Genomic DNA, 19,237 nt, shown 5'->3' with positions numbered 1-19,237 from the left:
GCTTGCCCGGCCCTCGAGGCTCCTGGCGGTGCGGCACCAATGAGAAGACGGACGGGCTCCTCGAGCGATACTTCCCAGGAGTACGGATCTGGCACCGAGAGATAACGGCGGCTCCGGGGTGTGGCTCTCACGCTCGTCAACAGGACTCGTAAGAAACTTGGTTGGAGAGTACTTGCCGAATCTCATGACACGCGTCCGTTATAGGCCCGAGAGGCCGGCGTCGCGGCGGCCGGTTGAGGCCGGGCGATATACGTCATTCCGCAGCGTCCGACTTCTCGACTCGACCCCGATCGGCCGACCGGGGCGGCAGACGTGCCGTCCGGTCCGTGCGCGCAACATGGTCTGCGGCGGGGCGGACATGGCCAACTCCCGTGCTGCGGCGCCCGTCGGAGCCAGGTTTTCGGGGGTTGACAGGGGGGATCTCCCGTAAGAATATGTGTCCCACAGTGGCTGAGCTATGCCGCCCACTTGGTATGCGGAATCGAGGTAGGGGTGTTCCTGCGCAGGGCGGCGATCTGCCTGCCGAACGCCTGCGGAAGCACCGTTCATTCCTTCCCGGTGGGGCCCGTCGACCTTCACTATGCGTCACATTCCCGAACCGCGAAGGCTGCTTGTTCTCTTCTTACTCGGTTCGCTCCCGCTCTGTGTCTGTCGCGAGCTGTTGATCTATGGATTGGTTGGCCAGGTGGAAGACTCCCGTGATGTCGCCGAAGGCGTTGAGGAATTCTTCAGTGATGTCGCCCTAATTGACACGGCGGGGCATTTCCCGGGTGCACCTGATATCGATAAATTCTGGAAGTACCCCCGGGGCGGGGTGAAGGCGGTAAGCCTCCTCGATGACGAGGAGCTACGCGCAGCCGGCGTCTCCGAGGAAGAGGCCGCACGGCCGGAGTACGCCGAAGCGGCGGCCCGGCCGGAGGGGAACCGAGCTGTCGACTCTGTGCGGACCAAGGTCGACGTCCGGCGTGAACGGATCCTTCGGGACTCGCGGCTCAACCCGGCGAGGGTGACGGCGGCGACCGGCGAAGCCAACGTGTCCGACGCCTCTGACTCTCCGTTCACAACCGAGCGCTTCGGCGCACAGAACGGTCAGGGCGGGCTGGGCGACCAGGGCGGCCAAGGCGACGAAGGTGGTCAGGGCGACCAGGGCGGTCAGGACGATCAGCCCTGGTTCGAGCTGTGGAACGTACAGCAGGGGCTGTGGGTCCAGCATCAACTGGGGGAGAGCCGGGCGGACTCGAATCTGCCTCTGTGGCATCACCTCCACGAAACGCTGGACGTCGCGGCCTTCCGCAAGGCCGTGTCCTTCCTGGTCGACCGGCACCAGGCGCTGAGGCTGTCCTTCCAGGACACCGCGGACGGCCCGCGCCAGCGCGTGCTGCCCGTCCACGACCTCGAGGTGCCGCTCGTCGACCTGACCGGTGCGGCCGACCCCGAGTCAGAACTGGAGCGGATCATCCGGATCGAGAACGCGACCGCCTTCGACGATCTCGGTACACCGCCGGTGCGGGTGAAGATCTACCGGCTGGCGTCCGATCACCACTGCATCCTCGCGAACCTGCACCACATCATCTCGGACGGCACCAGCATGAGCATCCTCCTGCGCGAGTTGCTGCTCTCCTACCGGTCCTGCGCGGCGGGCGAGGAACCGCAGCTCGCACCCCTCCCGACGGCATTCGACACGTTCGTGCGGGGCCGGCAGCAATGGCTGTCGGGTGCGCAGAGCAAGTCCATGGAGGCGTACTGGCTCGATCAGCTGGCCGCCCCGCTGCCGAGGCTGCGGATCGGCGACTACGACGCACCCGCGGACGACGTGGTGAACGAGACGCTCGAATTCGGCGTCGAGGCCGACATCACCGAGGGCCTCAGAGCGCTAGCCAAGGATCTGCACGTAACGCTCCACATCCTGCTGCTCAGCGCGTTCGTGGTCGCACTGCGGGACCTGAGCTCCGACGACGACATCGTCGTGTGCGTCCCGTTCTTCGGTCGCGACACCAAGGACATGGAGGGAATGATCGGCAACTTCGTCAATCCGCTCCCCGTCCGAATGAAGATGTCGGGCTCCGATGCCTTCGACGACGTCGTGCGCCGAGCCCGGAACACGAGCATCGGCTCGTACGCGAACAGCCGCTACCCCTTCACCAGGCTGCTCGAGCAGGTCGAGGCGGAGGCCCGGCCCGGGCGGAACCCGGTCTTCTCGAGTGCCTTCCAGTTCACGCGCTTCCTGCCGCCCGCCAAACAGACCTCGCAACTCGACCTCTGCCTGTACGGCAAACCGGACGGGGAGCGGCTCAGCATGCGGTTCAACTACAACTCCCGACGGCTCGCGAAGTCCGAGATCCAGGAGGTCCAGTCGGGCTTCCAGACCGTACTGCTGCAGATTCTCGGCGACAGGGCGATCGCGCTGGACTCGCTGTCCGAACCACTGCGGCAGGCGCGCCGGACGATGCAGGCCGCGCCGAGGAGCGGCCGCCGGCTGGGGACTCTGCGCGGCTCCCGGCCCACGACGCCGGACGCCTGAGCCGGTGCCGGGCCACTTCACCGAAAGGAAGAATCCATGGACGAGCAGCTTGACGACGACCGGTACGTCGTGGTGATCAACTCCGAGGAGCAGTACTCCGTATGGCCGTCGGGCCGCGAACTGCCCGGCGGCTGGCGGGACGCGGGCAAGCAGGGTTCGAAGGAGACATGCCTCGCGCACATCGACGAGGTCTGGACGGACATGCGTCCGCTGACCCTGCGCCTGGCGACGGCGGGCAAGACCGACCGATGAACACGCTCGTCAGGCCACTCGCCAACCGGCCACAGGCGGATATGCGACTGTTCTGCTTCCCGTACGCAGGGGGCGGCATGTCGGCGTTCCGCGAATGGGGCGCGGCCCTGCCCGACGGCATCGAGCCGTGGGCCATCCAGCTGCCGGGCCGCGAGGACCGCCTCGGCGCAACGCCGCTCGACCGGATGGGCGATGTGCTCAACGCACTGGTGCCCGCGATCATCCCGTATCTGGACCGCCCGTTCGCCTTCTTCGGGCACAGCATGGGCGGCCTGGTGGCATGGAACCTCACCTGCTCGCTGCAGCGGATGGAGGCGGGTACACCCACCCGCCTGTTCGTCTCCGGATGCGCGCCGCCACAGACCAGGGACGCCGCTGCCCCGCAGTATCACGCGGGACCGGAGGACGAACTCGTCGAGAAGCTGCGTTCCTGGCGAGCCACACCGGAGGCGGTGCTGGCGGACCCGGAACTGATGAGCCTGCTGCTCCCGGTGATCCGAGCCGATCTCGCCGTCGTCGAGACCTACCGGTACACCGGCGCACCGCTCCTGAACTGTCCGGTCTCCGCGTTCGGCGGCACCGAGGACGAGGCCGAGGGCAATGGGACGCTGTCGCGCTGGGGCGAGCTGACGACCGGTGGATTCGACCTGCGGATGTTCAACGGCGACCACTTCTTCCTGTACTCCGCCCGTCCGGCCGTCCTCGCCGAAATCGCCCGCCTGCTGAGTCCGTCGGCGCAGCGAAGCGTCCGCTGAACGGCAGTTCTCCGTAAGAAATCCGTGCTTCCGATCGATGGAATGGGTGGAACAACATGTCGCAGCGGTCCGTAGTGGACGTTGTCTCGGATGTGTGGACGGCTGTCCTTCGGACCGAGATACCCGGCCCGGACGCCAACTTCTTCGCGATGGGCGGAAACTCGCTCCAGGGAGCCAGGGTGATCGGCCGGCTCCGTGAGGAGCTCGGCATCCGGATTCCGCTCAGCGTGCTGTTCGAGGCCCGGACGCTCGCCCAGCTGGTCACAGCCATCGAGGGGATGCGGGAAGAGGCTTCCGGGACGGCGGCGGCGACCATCGAGCCGTTCGGTGGGAGGACGGATGACGTCTTCCACGCCCCCACGTCGTTCACACAGCAGCGTCTGTGGGTGGACGAGCACATCCAGGGGCCCAGCTCCCGCTACAACATCCCCGTGGCCCACGAGATCGGCGGGCCGCTCGACATCGCGGCGCTGGGGACGGCCGTCCAGACGCTGGCCGACCGTCACGAGGTCTTCCGTACCACCATCACGGCTGTCGACGGGATTCCCGAGCAGGTGATCCAGGCCAGGATCGACCTGCCGCTGACCGTGGTCGACCTCAGGGACGAGCCGGAGGAGAAGCAGGAGCAGGCCTTGGCCGACCAGCTCCTCGTCTCCGCCCAGCGGCCTTTCGACGTGGAGCGGGGTCCGCTCCTGCGCGTGGAGTTGTACCGCCTGGACGAGCAGTGGCACGTCCTGCTCATCAACCTGCACCACATCATCACCGATGTGCACTCCTACGAGCTCGCCATGTCCGAGCTGCTCGAGCTGTACGCGGCAGCCGCCGGCGGAACGCTCCCTGCGGCGGAGCCGCCCTCGGTGCAGTACGCCGACTACGCCGCCTGGCAGCGGCACACCATCGGCGGGGCCACGCTCGACCGGCAGCTGGACTACTGGAAGGAGCGGTTGCGCGGACCGCTGCCCGTGCTGGATCTGCCGACCGACCTGCCGGCCAGGGAGACCACCATGAGCCGCGGGGCGTCCGTGGGCATCGAGCTCCCCCGGGCGGTGTCGCGACGGATCCGCGAGCTGTCCAAGGAGAACGACGCGACTCCGTTCATGACCATGTTCACCCTGCTCAACGTGCTGCTCAGCCGGTACAGCGGCCAGACGGACATCGTGGTCGGCATCCCCAGCACCAACCGGGACCTGCCCGAACTGGAGACCATGCTCGGGTGCTTCCTCAACACCCTCGCGCTGCGCAGCGATCTGTCCGGCGACCCGACTCTGACCGGTCTGCTCGGCGACGTCCGCACCCGGACACTGGAGGCCTTCGCGCACCAGGACGTTCCCTACGAGCGGGTGGTCAACGCGATCTCCGCCGACCGCTCCTCCCGACAGGGGCCGTTCCGGGTGATGCTGGCGTTCCAGCACGAGTTGCCCGCACCGGAGCTGACCGGACTCAGCGTCACCGATGTGGATCTGGACCTGGGCATGCGGGCGGTCAAGTTCGATCTGGTGTTCAGGGTCGTCGAGGCCGAGTTCACGTACCGCCTCGCACTGGACTACAACACCGACCTCTTCGTCGAGGACAAGGCGTGGCGCATCCTCGAGCACCTCGCTGTGCTCGCGGCGGATGCGGTCGCCTCTCCCGCCAAGCGCATCTCGGAACTCACCATCCTTCCCGACGCGGAGCGCCGGCAGCTCGAGAAGTGGTCCACGGCGGCCTGCGGTCCGTACCCCACCGACCTCTTCCTGCACCGGCTGTTCGAGGAGCAGGCGCTCAGGTCCCCGGATGCCGATGCGGTCGAGAGCGGTGACGACCGGATCAGCTATCGCGAACTCGACAACAGGGCAGCGCGACTGGCGCGGGAGCTGACGGCACGCGGCATCGGAACGGACGATCTGGTCGGCCTGTGCGCGGACCCGTCCGTGGACCTCATGGTCGGGATCCTCGGCATCCTCAAGGCCGGGGCGGCCTACGTGCCGATCGATCCGCTCTCGCCCGTCGACCGGATGTCGTACGTCGTCTCGGACAGCGGGATGAGGGTCCTGGTCACCACCCCCGAACTCCGTGCCCAGCTGCCGGAAGGCGTCCCCGGGAACGTGGACGTCGTGAGCACCGGCACCATGGGGCAGGACCGTCCCGCCGGCGCTCCGCTGCCCGGTGCGGAGGACGGCGCCCGCGAGCCCGCGCTGCACCCGTCGCAGCTGGTGTACCTGATGTACACGTCCGGCACCACCGGCAACCCCAAGGGCGTCGGACTGCCGCACACCGCGATCACGCCGTGGATCCAGTGGGCCCAGGACATCCGCCCGATGGGGCCGGGCACCCGGGTCGTGCACAACCTCTCGTACCACTTCGACTGGTCCGTCGAGCAGATGTTCCACGCGCTGACCAGCGGAGCCTGCCTGGTCATGCTTCCCCGAGAGGTCCGGGCCGACGGCCCGGCCACCGCCCGGTTCATCAACGAGCGGTCCATCCACCTGCTCTACCTGACGCCGACCCAGATGCGCGGCATCGCGGACGCGGACATCGGGATGCCCACGTTGCGCCACGTGTCCATGGGCGGCGAGAACCTGGACGCGGACCTGGTCGCCCGGACACGCAAGGTGGTCTCCCCGGAGTGTGAGATCTGGAACGAGTACGGGCCGACGGAGACCGCGGGCGCGGCACTGGTCGGCCGCATGGGCGACGAGCCGGTGGAGCGCAGCTCCATGCCGCTGGGCGAACTGATCGCCAACGCCTCCTGCACGGTGGTCGACCGCTGGGGGAACCCGCAGCCGATCGGTGTTCCCGGCGAACTCTGGATCGGGGGTGACGGGGTTGCCCGCGGATACCGCAACCGGCCCGCTCTGACCGCCGACCGGTTCACCCCGGATCCGGCCAGGCCCGGCCACCGTCTCTACCGCACCGGTGACCTGGTACGCCGGCTTCCCAACGGAGAGATGGAGTTCCTGGGCCGGGTCGACAGCCAGGTCAAGATCCGTGGTGTGCGGGTCGAGCTGGAGGAGATCGAGTCGGTGCTGCGCGGGCACCCCGACGTCACGAACGCCGTGGTCGTCCTGGAGTCGGGCCGGCGGCTGGTCGCCTATGTGGCCCTGACGCCCGGCAGCGATCTCGACGACGCCGCGCTGCGCGCCCACCTCGCCCCGAAGCTGCCCATCGTCATGCAGCCGGCCGTGTTCATGTGGCTCGACGCCATCCCGCTCTCGGCGACCGGAAAGGTCGACCGCCGGCGGCTTCCCCGGCCCAGCGCCCCACCGCCCGTCGAGCCCGTCGTGGTGCCGCCGAGCACCGCGACGGAGCACACCGTCGCGGCGGCCTGGGCGGACGTGCTCAAGCTGGACGAGGTGAGCGCGCAGGCCAACTTCTTCGAGATCGGCGGGGACTCGTTCTCCCTGTTGGCCGTCGTCAGCCGGCTGCGGACCGAACTGGGGCTGGACCTTCCGGTGCGCTCCCTGGTCGATACGCCGACCGTCGCCACGCTGGCCGCACAGATCGAGGTGCTGCGCCGGACGGCACAGCCCCTGGAGACGGCCGGCGGGTCGGAGCGGGGCGAGAGCTGAGCAACACCCCTGGCCCGGGTGTTCCCGGGACCAGCTCCGGCAAGATCGGCCGTGCCGGTCCGGCCCATGCCGATCTGAACGAAAGCGCATGCGATGAACTCTGAGACGGAAACCATCCGTACCGCTGTCCTGGAGGCGTGGCGCGACACCCTCGAAGCCGAACCCGCCTCGGACGACGAGAACTTCTTCGAAGCGGGTGGAAACTCCATCCTGGCAGTCGCGCTCCAGCGACGTCTTGTCAAAGCGCTCGGCCGCGCTGTTCCGCTGCGGCAGATCCATGAGAACCCGACGGTGGCCGGACTCCTCGGGATCAGCGCTGCCGGTGTCCCGTCCGGGCAGGAGCAGACAGCCGGCGAGCCACCGGCCCTGACGCTCTACTGCCTCCCGTACGCGGGGGCTTCGGCGCGGATGTACGCGGACTGGAACAGCAGAATGCCGTCCTCGGTGACGGTGCAGCCGCTGGAACTTCCCGGAAGAGGGGCACGCTGGTCCGAACCGGCGTTGACAGGGATGACCGCCCTGCTCGAGGACCTGGCCGGCGCGATGGACGAAGCGCGGCACACGCCCTACGCCCTGTTCGGTCACAGCTTCGGCGGAGTACTCGCCTTCGAACTCACCCGGCACCTCACGGACCGCGGCTTTCCCGCACCGCGGCGCCTGCTCGTCTCCGCGTGTCTGGCCCCGCACGAGGCCACTCCGGTGGAGACCAACCATGATCTCTCGGACGAGGAGTTCACCGAACGCCTGCGGAAGTTGCGCGGCACGCCGGAGGAACTCCTGGAGAACGAGGAGTTGATGGAGCTCTACCTGCCGACCATTCGTGCGGACTACACGATCCTGGACCACTACCGGGCACCGCGGATCACTCCTCTGAAGTGCCCGGTCTCCGTGTTCCACGGCGCCGACGACCAAGACGTACCGCAAGCATCGGTGGGTGAATGGGCCCAGTACAGCAGTGGTTCCTTCGCGGCGGAGGAGATCGCCGGAGATCACTTCTTCCTGCGTGACTCCGAGGACGAACTGCTGGCGAAACTGGCGCTGCACCTCGGAGACGAGCCCACCGAGGACGAGTAGCCCTCCTTCCCGGCGGCGACGGTCCCGCGCCGACGGCCGGGAGACGAGCCCGGTGATGCCGACGCGCGTGCGCCGAGGCCGCCGGCCGGGCCCCGGACGGGCCGGACCGCCGGGGAGCCGATGAGCGATGAGGACATCGCGGGCCACCCTCGAACCGAGCTGACCAACATGCCCTGGAAGCCCCCGGAGCACCCCTACCCGCAACCCTCAGAAGGTGGTATCGAGTGAGTATCCGTACCGTAGGCGTGATCGGCGCAGGAACGATCGGCCGGGGTGTCGCCCAGTCGTTCGCGCAGGCGAAGTTCGACGTGATCCTGGTGGACATCTCGCAGGACCAGCTCGACAGCGCGCTCGCCCAGATCCGGCGGGACGTACTGGTGCACGCCATGCTCCTCGGGCAGCAGTCGCAGGAGAGCGCCGAGACCGTACTCTCCCGGATTCGCACCAGCACCGAATACGCGCCGCTGGCGGACGCCGACTTCGTGGTGGAGAACGTCACGGAGAACTGGGACGTCAAGCGCGCGGTCTACGAGCAGATCGACGCCATCTGCCGCCCCGGTGTGATCTTCGGGGTCAACACCTCTGCGGTGCCGATCACCCGGGTCGGCTCGGTCACCCAGCGCCCGGCCGAGATCCTCGGACTGCACTTCATGAACCCCGTTCCGATGATGGGCGCGGTCGAGGTGGTCAGCGGCCACTTCACGTCCGAGGAGACGCTGAACATCACCCGGGGCGTGCTCAAGGACCTCGGCAAGGAGGGGATCGTCGTCCAGGACTCCCCGGGATTCATCACCAACCGGGTCCTCATGGTGACCATCAACGAGGCGATCTTCTGCGTCCATGAACAGATCGCCTCGGCCGAGGACGTGGACAAGATGTTCCGCGAGTGCTTCGGCCACAAGATGGGCCCGCTGGAGACCGGCGATCTGATCGGCCTCGACACGATCCTGAATTCCCTCACGGTCCTGTACGAGAGCTTCCGGGACAGCAAGTTCCGCCCGGCCCCGCTGCTCCAGAAGATGGTCGACGCCAGGCTGCTGGGCCGCAAGACCGGCCAGGGCTTCTACACCTACTGACATCTCCGCACCACGGAAACCACGAAGGAGAAACACCAGAATGACGCACGAAGACGCCCGCGCACGGGTCCGCGCATTCCTCACCCCGCAGCTGGCGGGCCGGCCCCTGGCCGACAGCGACGACATATTCGCCCTCGGCTACGTCAACTCCCTCTTCGCGATGCAGCTCGTGCTGTTCCTGGAGAAGGAGTTCGGGTTGAGCCTCGGGCCGGACGACATGGACTTCGACAACTTCCGTACCGTCGACGGTCTTGTCCGCCTGGTCACCTCCAAGGCAGCGGTCTAGGCACCTCTCCCGGCGTGCGACGGCATCGAGCCGCCGCGCGCCGGGCCCGTTCTCCCCACCGGCGAGGAAGCGATCACCATGAAGCACCCGAACGACGCCCTGACCCGGATCGAGCTGCAGAGTCCGGTCCCCGAGGCGCTGGCCCCCGAGATCGAGCGCCGCCTCTACTTCGTGTCGCCCGAGATCACCGGGTACGAACTGGTCGTGAAGGACCAGGAGGTGCACGGCATGGTCCTGTACTCGCCCGAGCCGCTCGATCACGCCGCCCTGACCGCCAAGGTCGACTACATGGTGGACAACGACGTCCGCAGGCAGCGGGTGACCCCTGCCAGGTCGGTCTGGACCTCGCCGCACCGGCGCGCACCGCAGGGCGACGACATGTTCGACCTCCTCGCGGAGTCCGGCGCGGTGACCGAGGTGGGCGAGGGCCAGGTGGCTCTCGGAGAGCCGCTGCTCTCCCTCTTCACGTACTTCGACGAGGCCGTCTGCGCATTGCTCGCCGAGGACTTCGACGCCCGGGAGTACCGGTACCCGACACTGATCCGGACCAGGGCACTGGAAACGGCCGGATACATGAAGTCCTTCCCGCAGCACCTGATGTTCGTCACCAGACTGCGCAACGACCTGGACGTCTACCGCGACTTCCAGGACTCCTACGCCGTCAACGGCCTGGACTCCGATGCGCTCGGCTCCTGCGGGAACGTCGACTACTGCCTGCCGCCGACGATGTGCTACCACACGTTCCAGCAGTACGGCGGACGGACGCTGGAGGCGGACAGACTGCACGTCGTCACCTCGCGCGGCAAGTCGTTCCGCTTCGAGGCGGCGTACTCCACGACGCTGGAGCGCCTCTGGGACTTCACCATCCGGGAGATCGTCTTCATGGGCGCCCGGGAAGACGTGCTGAACTCCCGCGAACGCTTCATGCGCAAGGTCTTCGCCTTCGTCGAGACGCTCGGTATGAGCGGCTTCTGCGAGGTGGGGAACGATCCCTTCTTCTGCGGCACGGACACCTCGGAGCGCATCTGGTCGCAGCGGCTGATGGAGCTCAAGTACGAGCTGCGGCTGGACGTCGCGCCGGAGCGGACGATCGCCGTCGGTTCCTTCAACTTCCACGACGACCTGTTCGGCAAGGCCTTCGACATCGAACACGGCGCGAACGGCCCGGTCCGCAGTGGCTGCGTCGGCTTCGGTCTGGAGCGACTCGTCTACGCCTTCCTCTGTCAGTACGGCCTGGACAGCTCCGACTGGCCGGCCCAGGTGCGCTCGGCCGTCGTCGGGAGTTGACGATGGACGAGAGCAAGGGCCGCGACCCGCGCAACCAGCGGGAGGAAATCCTCTGCGCCGTGTTCGCCCAGGTCCTCGGAGTGGACCGGGTCACCATCGACGACTCCTTCTTCACGCTGGGCGGCCACTCCCTGCTGGCCACCCGCCTCGCCATCCGGGTCCGGGCTGCCCTGGGGATCGACGTCCCGATGCGTACGGTCTTCGAGGCCCCGACCGTCGCCCAGCTCGCCGAGCGACTGGAGAGCGGCTCCGGCAACAGGCGTCCGGCCCTGCGCCGGTTCGGCAGCCCGGAGCAGATCCCGCTCTCGCAGACCCAGCGCCGGCTGTGGTTCCTGAACCGGCTGCACGGCGCGGCGGGGCACTACAACATGCCCATCGCCTACCGGCTGCGCGGCGAGCTCGACGTCCCCGCCCTGCGGCGTGCCCTCGACGACCTGGTGACCCGGCACGAGAGCCTGCGCACGGCCTATCCGGACTGGGACGGACAGCCCCAGCAGATCGTTCTGGACCCGGACGAGGCCCCGGTCGAACTGCCGGTCACCGAGCTCACGGACGCGGAGCTGCCGGAGGCCCTGAGCGAGGAGGCCGCCTATCCCTTCGACCTCACCGGTGAGACGGTGCTGCGCTGCCACCTGTTCCGGCTGGGCACCGACGAGCACGTGCTGTTGCTGACGATCCACCACATTGCGTGCGACGGATGGTCACTGGCGCCACTCAACCGGGATCTGGCGTGCGCGTACTCCGCACGTCGCCGCGGTGAGCAGCCGGACTGGGAGGAACTCCCCCTCCAGTACGTCGACTACACGCTCTGGCAGAACGAACTCCTGGGCGACGAGGACGACCCGAACAGCCTCCTCAACCGGGAGACGGCGTTCTGGCGCGCGGAGCTGGAGGGGTTGAGCGACCGGTTGCAGATCGACGCGGCCGCCCCCCGGCCGGACACCCCCTCCCACCGGGGCGCCCGGATCGCCACCCGGATTCCGCCGTCGACCCACCAGGCGCTGCAGCAGTTGGCGCGGGAGACCGGCACCAGTGTGTTCATGGTCGTACAGGCGGCCCTCGCGGCCCTGCTCACCCGGCGGGGGGCCGGCACCGACATCGCCATCGGCATCCCCACCGCGGGGCGCGGCGACGAGGCACTCGACGATCTCGTCGGATTCTTCGTCAACACCCTGGTACTACGGACCAGGACCGACAGCGATCCCACTTTCCGAGAGCTGCTGTCCCGGGTCCGCAGCACGGACCTGGCGGCCTTCGCCCACCAGGACGTGCCGTTCGACCACCTTGTGCAGGCGCTCAATCCCCCTCGTTCCCCCGCCTGGCACCCGCTGATCCAGGTGATGCTCGCATTCCAGAACAACGCGGTCGCCGAACTCGACATGCCCGGTCTCGCCGTGGGCGCCGAGCCTGTGGACGAGGGAATCACACGCTTCGACCTGCGCTTCGAGCTGTTCGAGCGCTTCGCCGACCGTCGCACGCCGGCCGGTATCGACGCCGGCCTCACCTACGCCCTCGACCTGTTCACGCCCGCGGACGCCGAGCGGCTGACGCAGGATTTCGCCGACCTGCTGAACGTGGTCGCGACCGCTCCGCACCTGCGGCTGAGTGAACTCGACAGGGCGCCCCTCCACGAACCGGACCGGAGCCGGCCCGCCGAGTCGGCGCCCTCCACCGAGAGCGCGCTGCGGGCCGCTTTCGTCTGTTCCCCCTACGGCCAGCAGTGGGTCGGCATGGGGCGGACGCTGTTCCGGGCCGAACCCGCGTTCCGCACCGTCCTCGAGGAGTGCGACAGGGAACTGGCCCGGCACACTGGCTGGTCGCTGGTGCACGAGCTCTTCCTCGACGAACCGGAGGCCAGGACGGGGGACGTCGGGGTCATGCAGCCCATCACCTTCGCCGTGCAGGTGGGCATCGCCCGCTGGCTGGAGTCGAAGGGCGTCCTGCCGTCCGCCGTCGCGGGCCACAGCATCGGCGAGATCGCCGCCTGCGTCATCGCGGGCATACTCGACATCCCTGACGCGGCCCGGCTCGTCCACCACTACAGCGACCAGCAGCGCCGGGTCGCGGGCCCCACCTGCGGCATGGCCGCGTTCGAGCTGTCCGCGGCCGATCTCACACCGCACCTTCGCGAAGGTGTCTCCATCGCGGCCCGCAACGGACCCAGGACCACCATCCTGGCCGGGGAGCGCTCCGTCCTCGAGGCCATCGTCTCCGAACTCCAGGGCCGCGACGTCCTGTGCGCGATGGTCCGCGTCGACCTGCCCGCCCACAGCGCGGCCATCGACCCGATCATGGCCGACCTCGAACGCGCCGTCGGCACCCTGACCCCCAAGCCCGGCCGCATCCCGATGGTGTCCTCGGTGACGGGCGAGGAGCTCGACTGGCAGCAGGCGACCGCAGGCTACTTCGCCGGCAACCTCCGCCACCCGGTTCTCCTCGCCGACGCAGTCAGCCGCCTTCTGCGGGAGAACGACGTCCTGGTCGAGATCAGCGCCCATCCCGTCCTCGCCCCCGCACTCCAGCAGAGCGTCGACGACTCCGCCACCGGCGCCACGGTCGTGACGACCATGCGACGGAGTGACGACGACCGCACGGGTCTGCTCGACGCGCTGCGCACGCTGCAGGGCCTCGGGGTGTGAACGGACGCCTCCGACAGGGGCGCCAGGTCGGTGAGGACAGCCGGAAAGGACGATCCGCGTGAGTGAACATCTCAAGACCCCGTCGTCGCCACTGGCACATCTCGTCGCCGACATCCGCGCGGCGGTACGGGCGGGAGGAGCCGACGAGGAGCACAGCGGACGGCGCGTCGCAGCAGCCGTCGCGCCCCACCTCCGGGGCGAAGGCCTCCTGACGCCGGAGCAACTGGAGCCGGATCCGCGCTCGTACAAGCAACGCATCCTGCATGTGGAGCCCGGCGGAATTTTTTCGGTCGTCGCGCTCGTGTGGCTGCCCGGCCAGCGGACAGCCATACACGACCATGTCTCCTGGTGCGTGACGGGCACCTATGTCGGAGCGGAGGAGGAGATCCGCTACCGGTTCGTGGAGGACCAGGAGAAGCCTTGTCTCGTCCCCGTCGCCGTCACGACGAACAAGGCCGAAGCGGTCGACTTCATCGCCCCGCCCGGCGACATCCACGAAGTCCGGAACTCGGCCGGGTGCACCACCGTGTCCATTCACGTGTACGGAGCCGACGTGGGCAGGCTCGGCTCGAGCATCCGGCGCACCTACGACCTCCCGGTGAGGTCGGCCGAAGAAGTCATCTGAGGCCGCGGTTGTGCCGGTGCGGGAGGCCGGAGCAGGGACGACGGAAGAGGGGCCCCGAGGTCATCGCCATCGCGATGACCTCGGGGCCCCTCTTTTGGTCTTTCAGCCGTTTCCCGGACCGCTCGGTCCTCAGCGGTCGCCGGGCCACGGGCCACCGGAGAGGAGAGCGGCGAGCCGTGGCCCGATCCGGTCGAGTGCCTGTGGCGACATCATCTCCCCGTGGCCGCATTCCAGTTGCTGCGTCCTGATCCGTCCGGTGACGTACGGGGCCCAGTCGTCCGGCGCGGGCGCCCCCTCGCCTTTGCTTTCCGTGGCGGTCCAGAGCAGGAGATCGCCGTCGTACACCGTCGGGCGGAAGGCGTGGGCAAGGCCGACGTTGCTCCTGAACGCCCTTGCCATGGCGTCGACCTGCTCCCGCTCCAGGCCCGCGAGGACACCGTCGTCCGCTCCCGGCGCCGCATCGTCGCCGCCCAGGGACTCGAGCAGCTCACGCAGTCCGGAAGCCGAGCTCAGGACGGGCTCGGGGCGGTGATGCAGGGGATACGAGTCGAGCAGCGCCAGCAGGGCCACCGCCTCACCGGCAGCCTGGAGCCGCGTAGCGATCGCCTGCGCCAGGAGGCCGCCGAACGACCAGCCGAGCAGGTGATAGGGGCCGGCGGGCTGGACGGCCCGGATCCTGCGGACACAGCTGTCCGCCAACTCCTCGACGTCCGCGGCGGGGTCGGCTCCCGTCAGCCCGCTGTCCTGGAGGGAGTACACCGGCCGGGCGCTCTCGGTGAACCGCAGCAGCCCCGAGTAGACCCATCCGACCCCGGCCGCCGGGTACACGCAGAACAACGGAGGCAGGGCGCCTCCGGTGCGAAGCGGCAGGATGCCCGAGAGCGGATCTCCGCCGGCGCCGCGGGCCAGCAGCTCCGCGAAGGCGGCCACGGTCGGGGCCTCGAACAGGCTCCGTACGCTCAGGGCGGTACCCAGCGCCTCGCGGATCCGGGCCACCAGGCGGATGGCGTCGAACGAGTTGCCTCCCATCCGGAAGAAGTCGTCGTGGACTCCCGTGCCGGGTACGCCGAGCACATCGGCGAACAACGCGCAGAGCAGTTCCTCGGCAGCGTCGCGCGGGGCGACCGGCATCCTGGCGGGCCGGACCCGGGGCGCCGGCAGCGCCGTGCGGTCGATCTTGCCGTTGGCCGTCAGAGGCAGCTCGTCGACGATCACGAAGTGGTCGGGCACCATCTGGGCGGGCAGCCGGAGTTCCGCCTCCCGCCGCACGTCCTCGATGTACAGGTCGGGGGCGGACCAGCCCGGAGTGCGGTACGCCGGTACGACGCTCGCCCCCCGGGCGGGCGCGGGCAGCTGTGCCGGACCGTCGCGAAACGCGTGGACGGTGACCAGGCCGGTGTCCGAGAGCATCCGCAGTCCGTCGACGGTGACCCGGTACCCCCGCTCCTCCAAGTGGGTGCGTATCCATTCGAGTTGCCCCGACGTGCTGTGCACCTCGATCACCAGCTGGCTGACCAGGCCCCAGTGCTCGTCGCGGAGTCCGAGCAGGACCTCTCGTTCACTCTTCTCCGCGTCGATCTTGAGCAGATCGATGCGTTCGACGCCGGTCTCCTCGATCACGTCCGACAGCGTGCGCAGATCGCAGGTCACATCGACGTGCCGCAGCCGTTCGGTGAGCAGACTGTCGAGATCCGCCTCTGCCGGACCGCCTCGAAGGAGATCCTCGTGCGCCGGGCGCTCGTTGCGGACGAAGGCGTCCAGGACATGGCGTTCCTCGCCGATGTCACCGAACCGCCCGGACATGATCGAGAGTTGCGGGTAGTACGTGAACGACGCCGTCCCCGACGCCTCGGCGAGGCCGCACGCGAACAGCCTGGCGTCGACCCCGTGCAGCCGGGTGTTCAGCTCCAGCATCCGGAACAACTGCGGTATCGGCTCGAACGAGTAGACCACGCTGTCGGGGCAGGAACGGGCGACGGAGAGGGAGAAGAACCCGATGTGGGCGCCGACGTCGAAGACACAGGCCCCGCTCTCCGGCAGCACGACCCCGTGCCGCAGATACTCGTCCTGCTCGAAGATCTCGCGGTACAGGAAGTCCGTCTCCGCCCGGTTGGGTCCCACGACCGCCATCCCGTTGGGCAGCGTGTGCAGTTCCTCCCGGTCGACAAGACCGGCCTTCTCGAGACGGCACAGGTTCCGCAGGGCGCCTGCGCCGTCGCAATCCGGTACGAGGTAACCGGTCAGGCGCGTCTCGCCGGTCTCGTCGGGCACCGCGGTCACCACCGCTTCGGCGACCGCGTCGTGACGGACCAACGCCGCCTCGACCTCGCCCAGTTCGATGCGTACGCCGCCCACCTTGACCTGGTGGTCGTCACGGCCGGCGTAGTGCAGGACCCCGTCGGCGTCCCACCGGGCGAGATCGCCGGTGCGGTACATCCGGCTGCCGTCGGGACCGTACGGGTCGGGGACGAAGCGCTCCGCGGTCGTCCCCGGCCGGTTGACGTAGCCCCGGGCGAGCTGGAGGCCCGATATGTAGAGCTCGCCCGTCTCCCCGGGTGCGACCCGGCGAAGATCCGCGTCCAGGACGTGCAGCACGGTGTTCAGGACCGGGGCGCCGATGGGGACCGGGCCGGGCGGGTCGCCGGGGCGACAGCGCCAGAAGGACACGTCCACCGCGGCCTCGGTGGGCCCGTAGAGATTGTGCAGTTCGGCATCCAGGACGCGGAAGAACCGCGACCGCAGCTCACCCGAGAGTGCCTCGCCGCTCGCGAACACCCGGCGCAGCGAGGTGCACCCGGCCGCGGCGGGCTCCTCCACGAAGAGCCGCAGCATGGACGGCACGAAGTGCACGGTCGTGATGCCCTGCGACTGGATCAACCCGGCGAGAGAGGCAGGGTCACGGTGTCCGTCCGGCTCGGCCAGAACAAGGCGCGCGCCGACGCACAACGGCCAGAAGAACTCCCACACGGACACGTCGAATCCGGCGGGTGTCTTCTGCAGGACGCGGTCGTCGTGGTCCAGGGGGTACTCGGCCTGCATCCAGCGCAGCCGGTTGACGATGGCCTCGTGGGAGACGGCCACGCCCTTGGGCCGGCCGGTGGATCCCGAGGTGTAGATGACGTAGGCGAGGTCCGACGGGTGGGGGGAGCGGAGTTCGCACTCCGCGGCCGCGAGCCCGTCCCTCTCCGACAGCCGTCGGACGTCCTCGACGCCGACGGTCAGCAACGGCCGGGCGTCCTCGGCCATCATCCGTACCCGCTCCGCGGGCAGCAGCGGGTCGACGGGCAGGTAGGCGGCCCCCGCCCTGTGCACGGCGTACAGGGCGACCAGCAGTTCCACGGAGCGCGGCGCCGAGACCGCCACGACCGCCCCGGGTCCCGCACCCTTGGCCACCAGCGACCGTGCCATCCGGTGCGCCCTGGCGTCCAGCTCGGCGTAGGTCATGGAGTCGTCGCCGGACACCAGCGCGACGGCGTCGGGCGTGCGGGCCACCTGGGCCGCGAACAGATCCGGCAGGGTCTCTGCCGCCATGTCGTGAGCTGGTGTGTCGCTCATGACGTCACTTCCCCTTGTTGTCGGACTGTCCATGGGACCGTGCCGGGCTCCGGCGGGGCCCGGCACGCCCCTCGTGTGTGGTGGTGTGGCCGTCGGCCTTCCACGCCGTTGCGTGGGTGGGTCCGCCCGGCACGGGCCGGAAAGCCGTTCCCGCGTGCGCCGCCGCTCCCCGTGCCTGGGGCAGCCGCACCGGGGCCCGGGGTCGAGGGCGATCCGGCCGCGCCGCGCCGGCGCTCGCGTGGCCCCGGCCCGCCGTGACCGGCGGACCAGCGTCTCGCGTTCCTCATCGGTCGACGTCAGCACGGCCGCCGGCCGTCCCTCACCAGCGATGGCGCAGGGCCGCAGCTCCACCGAACTCCCGGCGCGGAGGACTAGAGGCCGTCGATCATCCGGCTGCGCCCCGTCAGATTGACGAGGACGGTCTCGTCCGGGCCGATCCGTCCCGAAGCGGCCCCGTCGCGTACGGCGGCGACGGCAGCGGCCGACGCGTAGCAGACGTCGACGTCCTCGAGGTCGCTCAGCATGCGGCGGGCCGTGACGAGGTCCGCCCGCGCCGTGGAGACGATGGCGCCGCCGGTGCCGGCGGCGATGGAGTGCAGGTAGGGATAGTAGGGCGAGCCGTCACCGAGGAGGATCGCGGTCGCCAGACCGCGAGGGTCCTCGATCAGGTGGGCGTCCGACAGCTCCGTGCGGCCCTCCTGCCAGCCTCGTGCGGCGGGGGCGCAGGACTCCTCCTGGACCATCAGGAACGCCGGCATGCCGGAGAGCTCGCCCAGGGCCAGGTACTCCCGCGCACCTTTGTGGGCGGCAAGCATGCCCATGCCGCTGCTGATCGCCTGCACGACGACGTCCGGAGCGCGGTCCATGGCGTCGAAGGCCTCGAGGTAGGCGAGTTTGAGACCCTCCCTGCGGGCCCAGTTGAAGAAGCCGGCGTCGAAGTGGATGCCTTCCCGCGCCGCGTACGCACGGGCCTCGGCGGAGGCGTCCACATAACTGCCGTCGACCACGGTGAGGGCGGTCCGGCTGTGGTCCGGGATGTCGTGGTTGGCGACGAAGTCCTTGCCGCAGAAGAACCGTGCCCGCATCGTGGGGTCCATGCGCACCGCCCGGGCCAGAGCGGTCGAGCTGTTCCCCGTGCTGGAGCCGACGAACTCCTTCACTCCGAACTGGCGCAGCACGGAGGTCACCAGCGAGGCCAGCCGGTCCTTCGTGGTGCGGGTCGGCTGTTGGGACTCGTCCTTGATCCACAGCCCGGGGACACCGATGGCTTCGCCGAGGCGCGGCGCGGGACGGCACGGGGTCCGCACGGTCACACCGCTGTCGAGGAAGTCCCGTGAGGCCAACGGGAGCAGGTCGAAATAGACCTGTTCCGGGTCGGCGTGGTCATGGCGGACCATGGAGGCCAGGTCGTATCGAGGTTCCAGTGCTCCGGTGCACTCGGGACATCGGTACATCGGCGCCGCGTCGAACTCGCTCTGGCAGAGCATGCAGACCAGTACGAACTTCGCGCGCATGCTGCGCTCCTTCGGGGCGGAGGTGTACACGGCTGATTTCCTTCACGTCGTTCTCGGATGGGGAGGAGCAGGGGCGGAGCGGCGAGCAGGGGGGCGGGAGCGAAA

11 protein-coding genes and 1 pseudogene are annotated in these 19,237 nt (G+C 69.0%); 10 read left to right on the top strand and 2 right to left on the bottom strand.

Annotated features, from left to right (window positions below; all coding sequences use genetic code 11):
- Positions 1–814 precede the first annotated feature (814 nt).
- The 10 genes from ABZ441_RS15390 (at position 815) to ABZ441_RS15345 (ending at position 14,063) form a co-directional block, all read left to right on the top strand.
- Positions 815–2,521, top strand: a complete 1,707-nt coding sequence (locus ABZ441_RS15390; RefSeq protein ID WP_358973209.1) for a condensation domain-containing protein — start codon at positions 815–817, stop codon at positions 2,519–2,521.
- Positions 2,522–2,557: 36 nt separating this feature from the next.
- Positions 2,558–2,773, top strand: coding sequence for an MbtH family NRPS accessory protein (locus tag ABZ441_RS15385; protein ID WP_358973206.1), 216 nt, complete (start codon positions 2,558–2,560; stop codon positions 2,771–2,773).
- Positions 2,770–3,528 carry an alpha/beta fold hydrolase gene (locus tag ABZ441_RS15380; protein WP_358973203.1) on the top strand — a complete coding sequence of 253 codons (759 nt, stop codon included), beginning with the start codon at positions 2,770–2,772 and terminating at the stop codon, positions 3,526–3,528. The genes ABZ441_RS15385 and ABZ441_RS15380 overlap by 4 nt, the downstream gene beginning before the upstream one ends.
- A 56-nt stretch (positions 3,529–3,584) precedes the next feature.
- Complete coding sequence (locus tag ABZ441_RS15375) at positions 3,585–7,076, top strand: amino acid adenylation domain-containing protein (RefSeq protein ID WP_358973200.1); 3,492 nt, start codon at positions 3,585–3,587, stop codon at positions 7,074–7,076.
- 93 nt (positions 7,077–7,169) lie between these two features.
- Positions 7,170–8,150: an alpha/beta fold hydrolase gene (locus ABZ441_RS15370; RefSeq protein ID WP_358973197.1), complete on the top strand. Its 981-nt coding sequence runs from the start codon at positions 7,170–7,172 to the stop codon at positions 8,148–8,150.
- 224 nt (positions 8,151–8,374) lie between these two features.
- On the top strand, positions 8,375–9,226 hold the full coding sequence (locus ABZ441_RS15365) for a 3-hydroxyacyl-CoA dehydrogenase family protein (protein ID WP_358973194.1): 852 nt from the start codon (positions 8,375–8,377) through the stop codon (positions 9,224–9,226).
- Positions 9,227–9,266: 40 nt separating this feature from the next.
- The gene (locus tag ABZ441_RS15360; RefSeq protein ID WP_205023780.1) at positions 9,267–9,512 is read left to right on the top strand and encodes an acyl carrier protein; all 246 of its coding nucleotides are present in this window, start codon (positions 9,267–9,269) and stop codon (positions 9,510–9,512) included.
- A gap of 78 nt (positions 9,513–9,590) precedes the next feature.
- Positions 9,591–10,799: a hypothetical protein gene (locus ABZ441_RS15355; RefSeq protein ID WP_358973190.1), complete on the top strand. Its 1,209-nt coding sequence runs from the start codon at positions 9,591–9,593 to the stop codon at positions 10,797–10,799.
- Positions 10,800–10,801: 2 nt separating this feature from the next.
- Complete coding sequence (locus ABZ441_RS15350) at positions 10,802–13,438, top strand: condensation domain-containing protein (protein WP_358973187.1); 2,637 nt, start codon at positions 10,802–10,804, stop codon at positions 13,436–13,438.
- A 58-nt stretch (positions 13,439–13,496) separates the two neighbouring features.
- Positions 13,497–14,063: a cysteine dioxygenase family protein gene (locus tag ABZ441_RS15345; protein ID WP_358973183.1), complete on the top strand. Its 567-nt coding sequence runs from the start codon at positions 13,497–13,499 to the stop codon at positions 14,061–14,063.
- Between the two features lie 129 nt (positions 14,064–14,192).
- Here the strand turns inward: ABZ441_RS15345 and ABZ441_RS15340 are convergent.
- Both ABZ441_RS15340 and ABZ441_RS15335 read right to left on the bottom strand, forming a co-directional pair.
- Positions 14,193–17,582, bottom strand: a pseudogene (locus tag ABZ441_RS15340) (amino acid adenylation domain-containing protein); the annotation flags it as partial.
- 407 nt (positions 17,583–17,989) lie between these two features.
- On the bottom strand, positions 17,990–19,132 hold the full coding sequence (locus ABZ441_RS15335) for a pyridoxal-phosphate dependent enzyme (RefSeq protein WP_358973180.1): 1,143 nt from the start codon (positions 19,130–19,132) through the stop codon (positions 17,990–17,992).
- Positions 19,133–19,237: the final 105 nt, after the last annotated feature.

It is taken from the genome of Streptomyces sp. NPDC005752, assembly GCF_040630715.1.
Taxonomy (GTDB): Bacteria; Actinomycetota; Actinomycetes; order Streptomycetales; family Streptomycetaceae; genus Streptomyces.
This window is presented reverse-complemented; position numbering and strand designations above follow the sequence as displayed.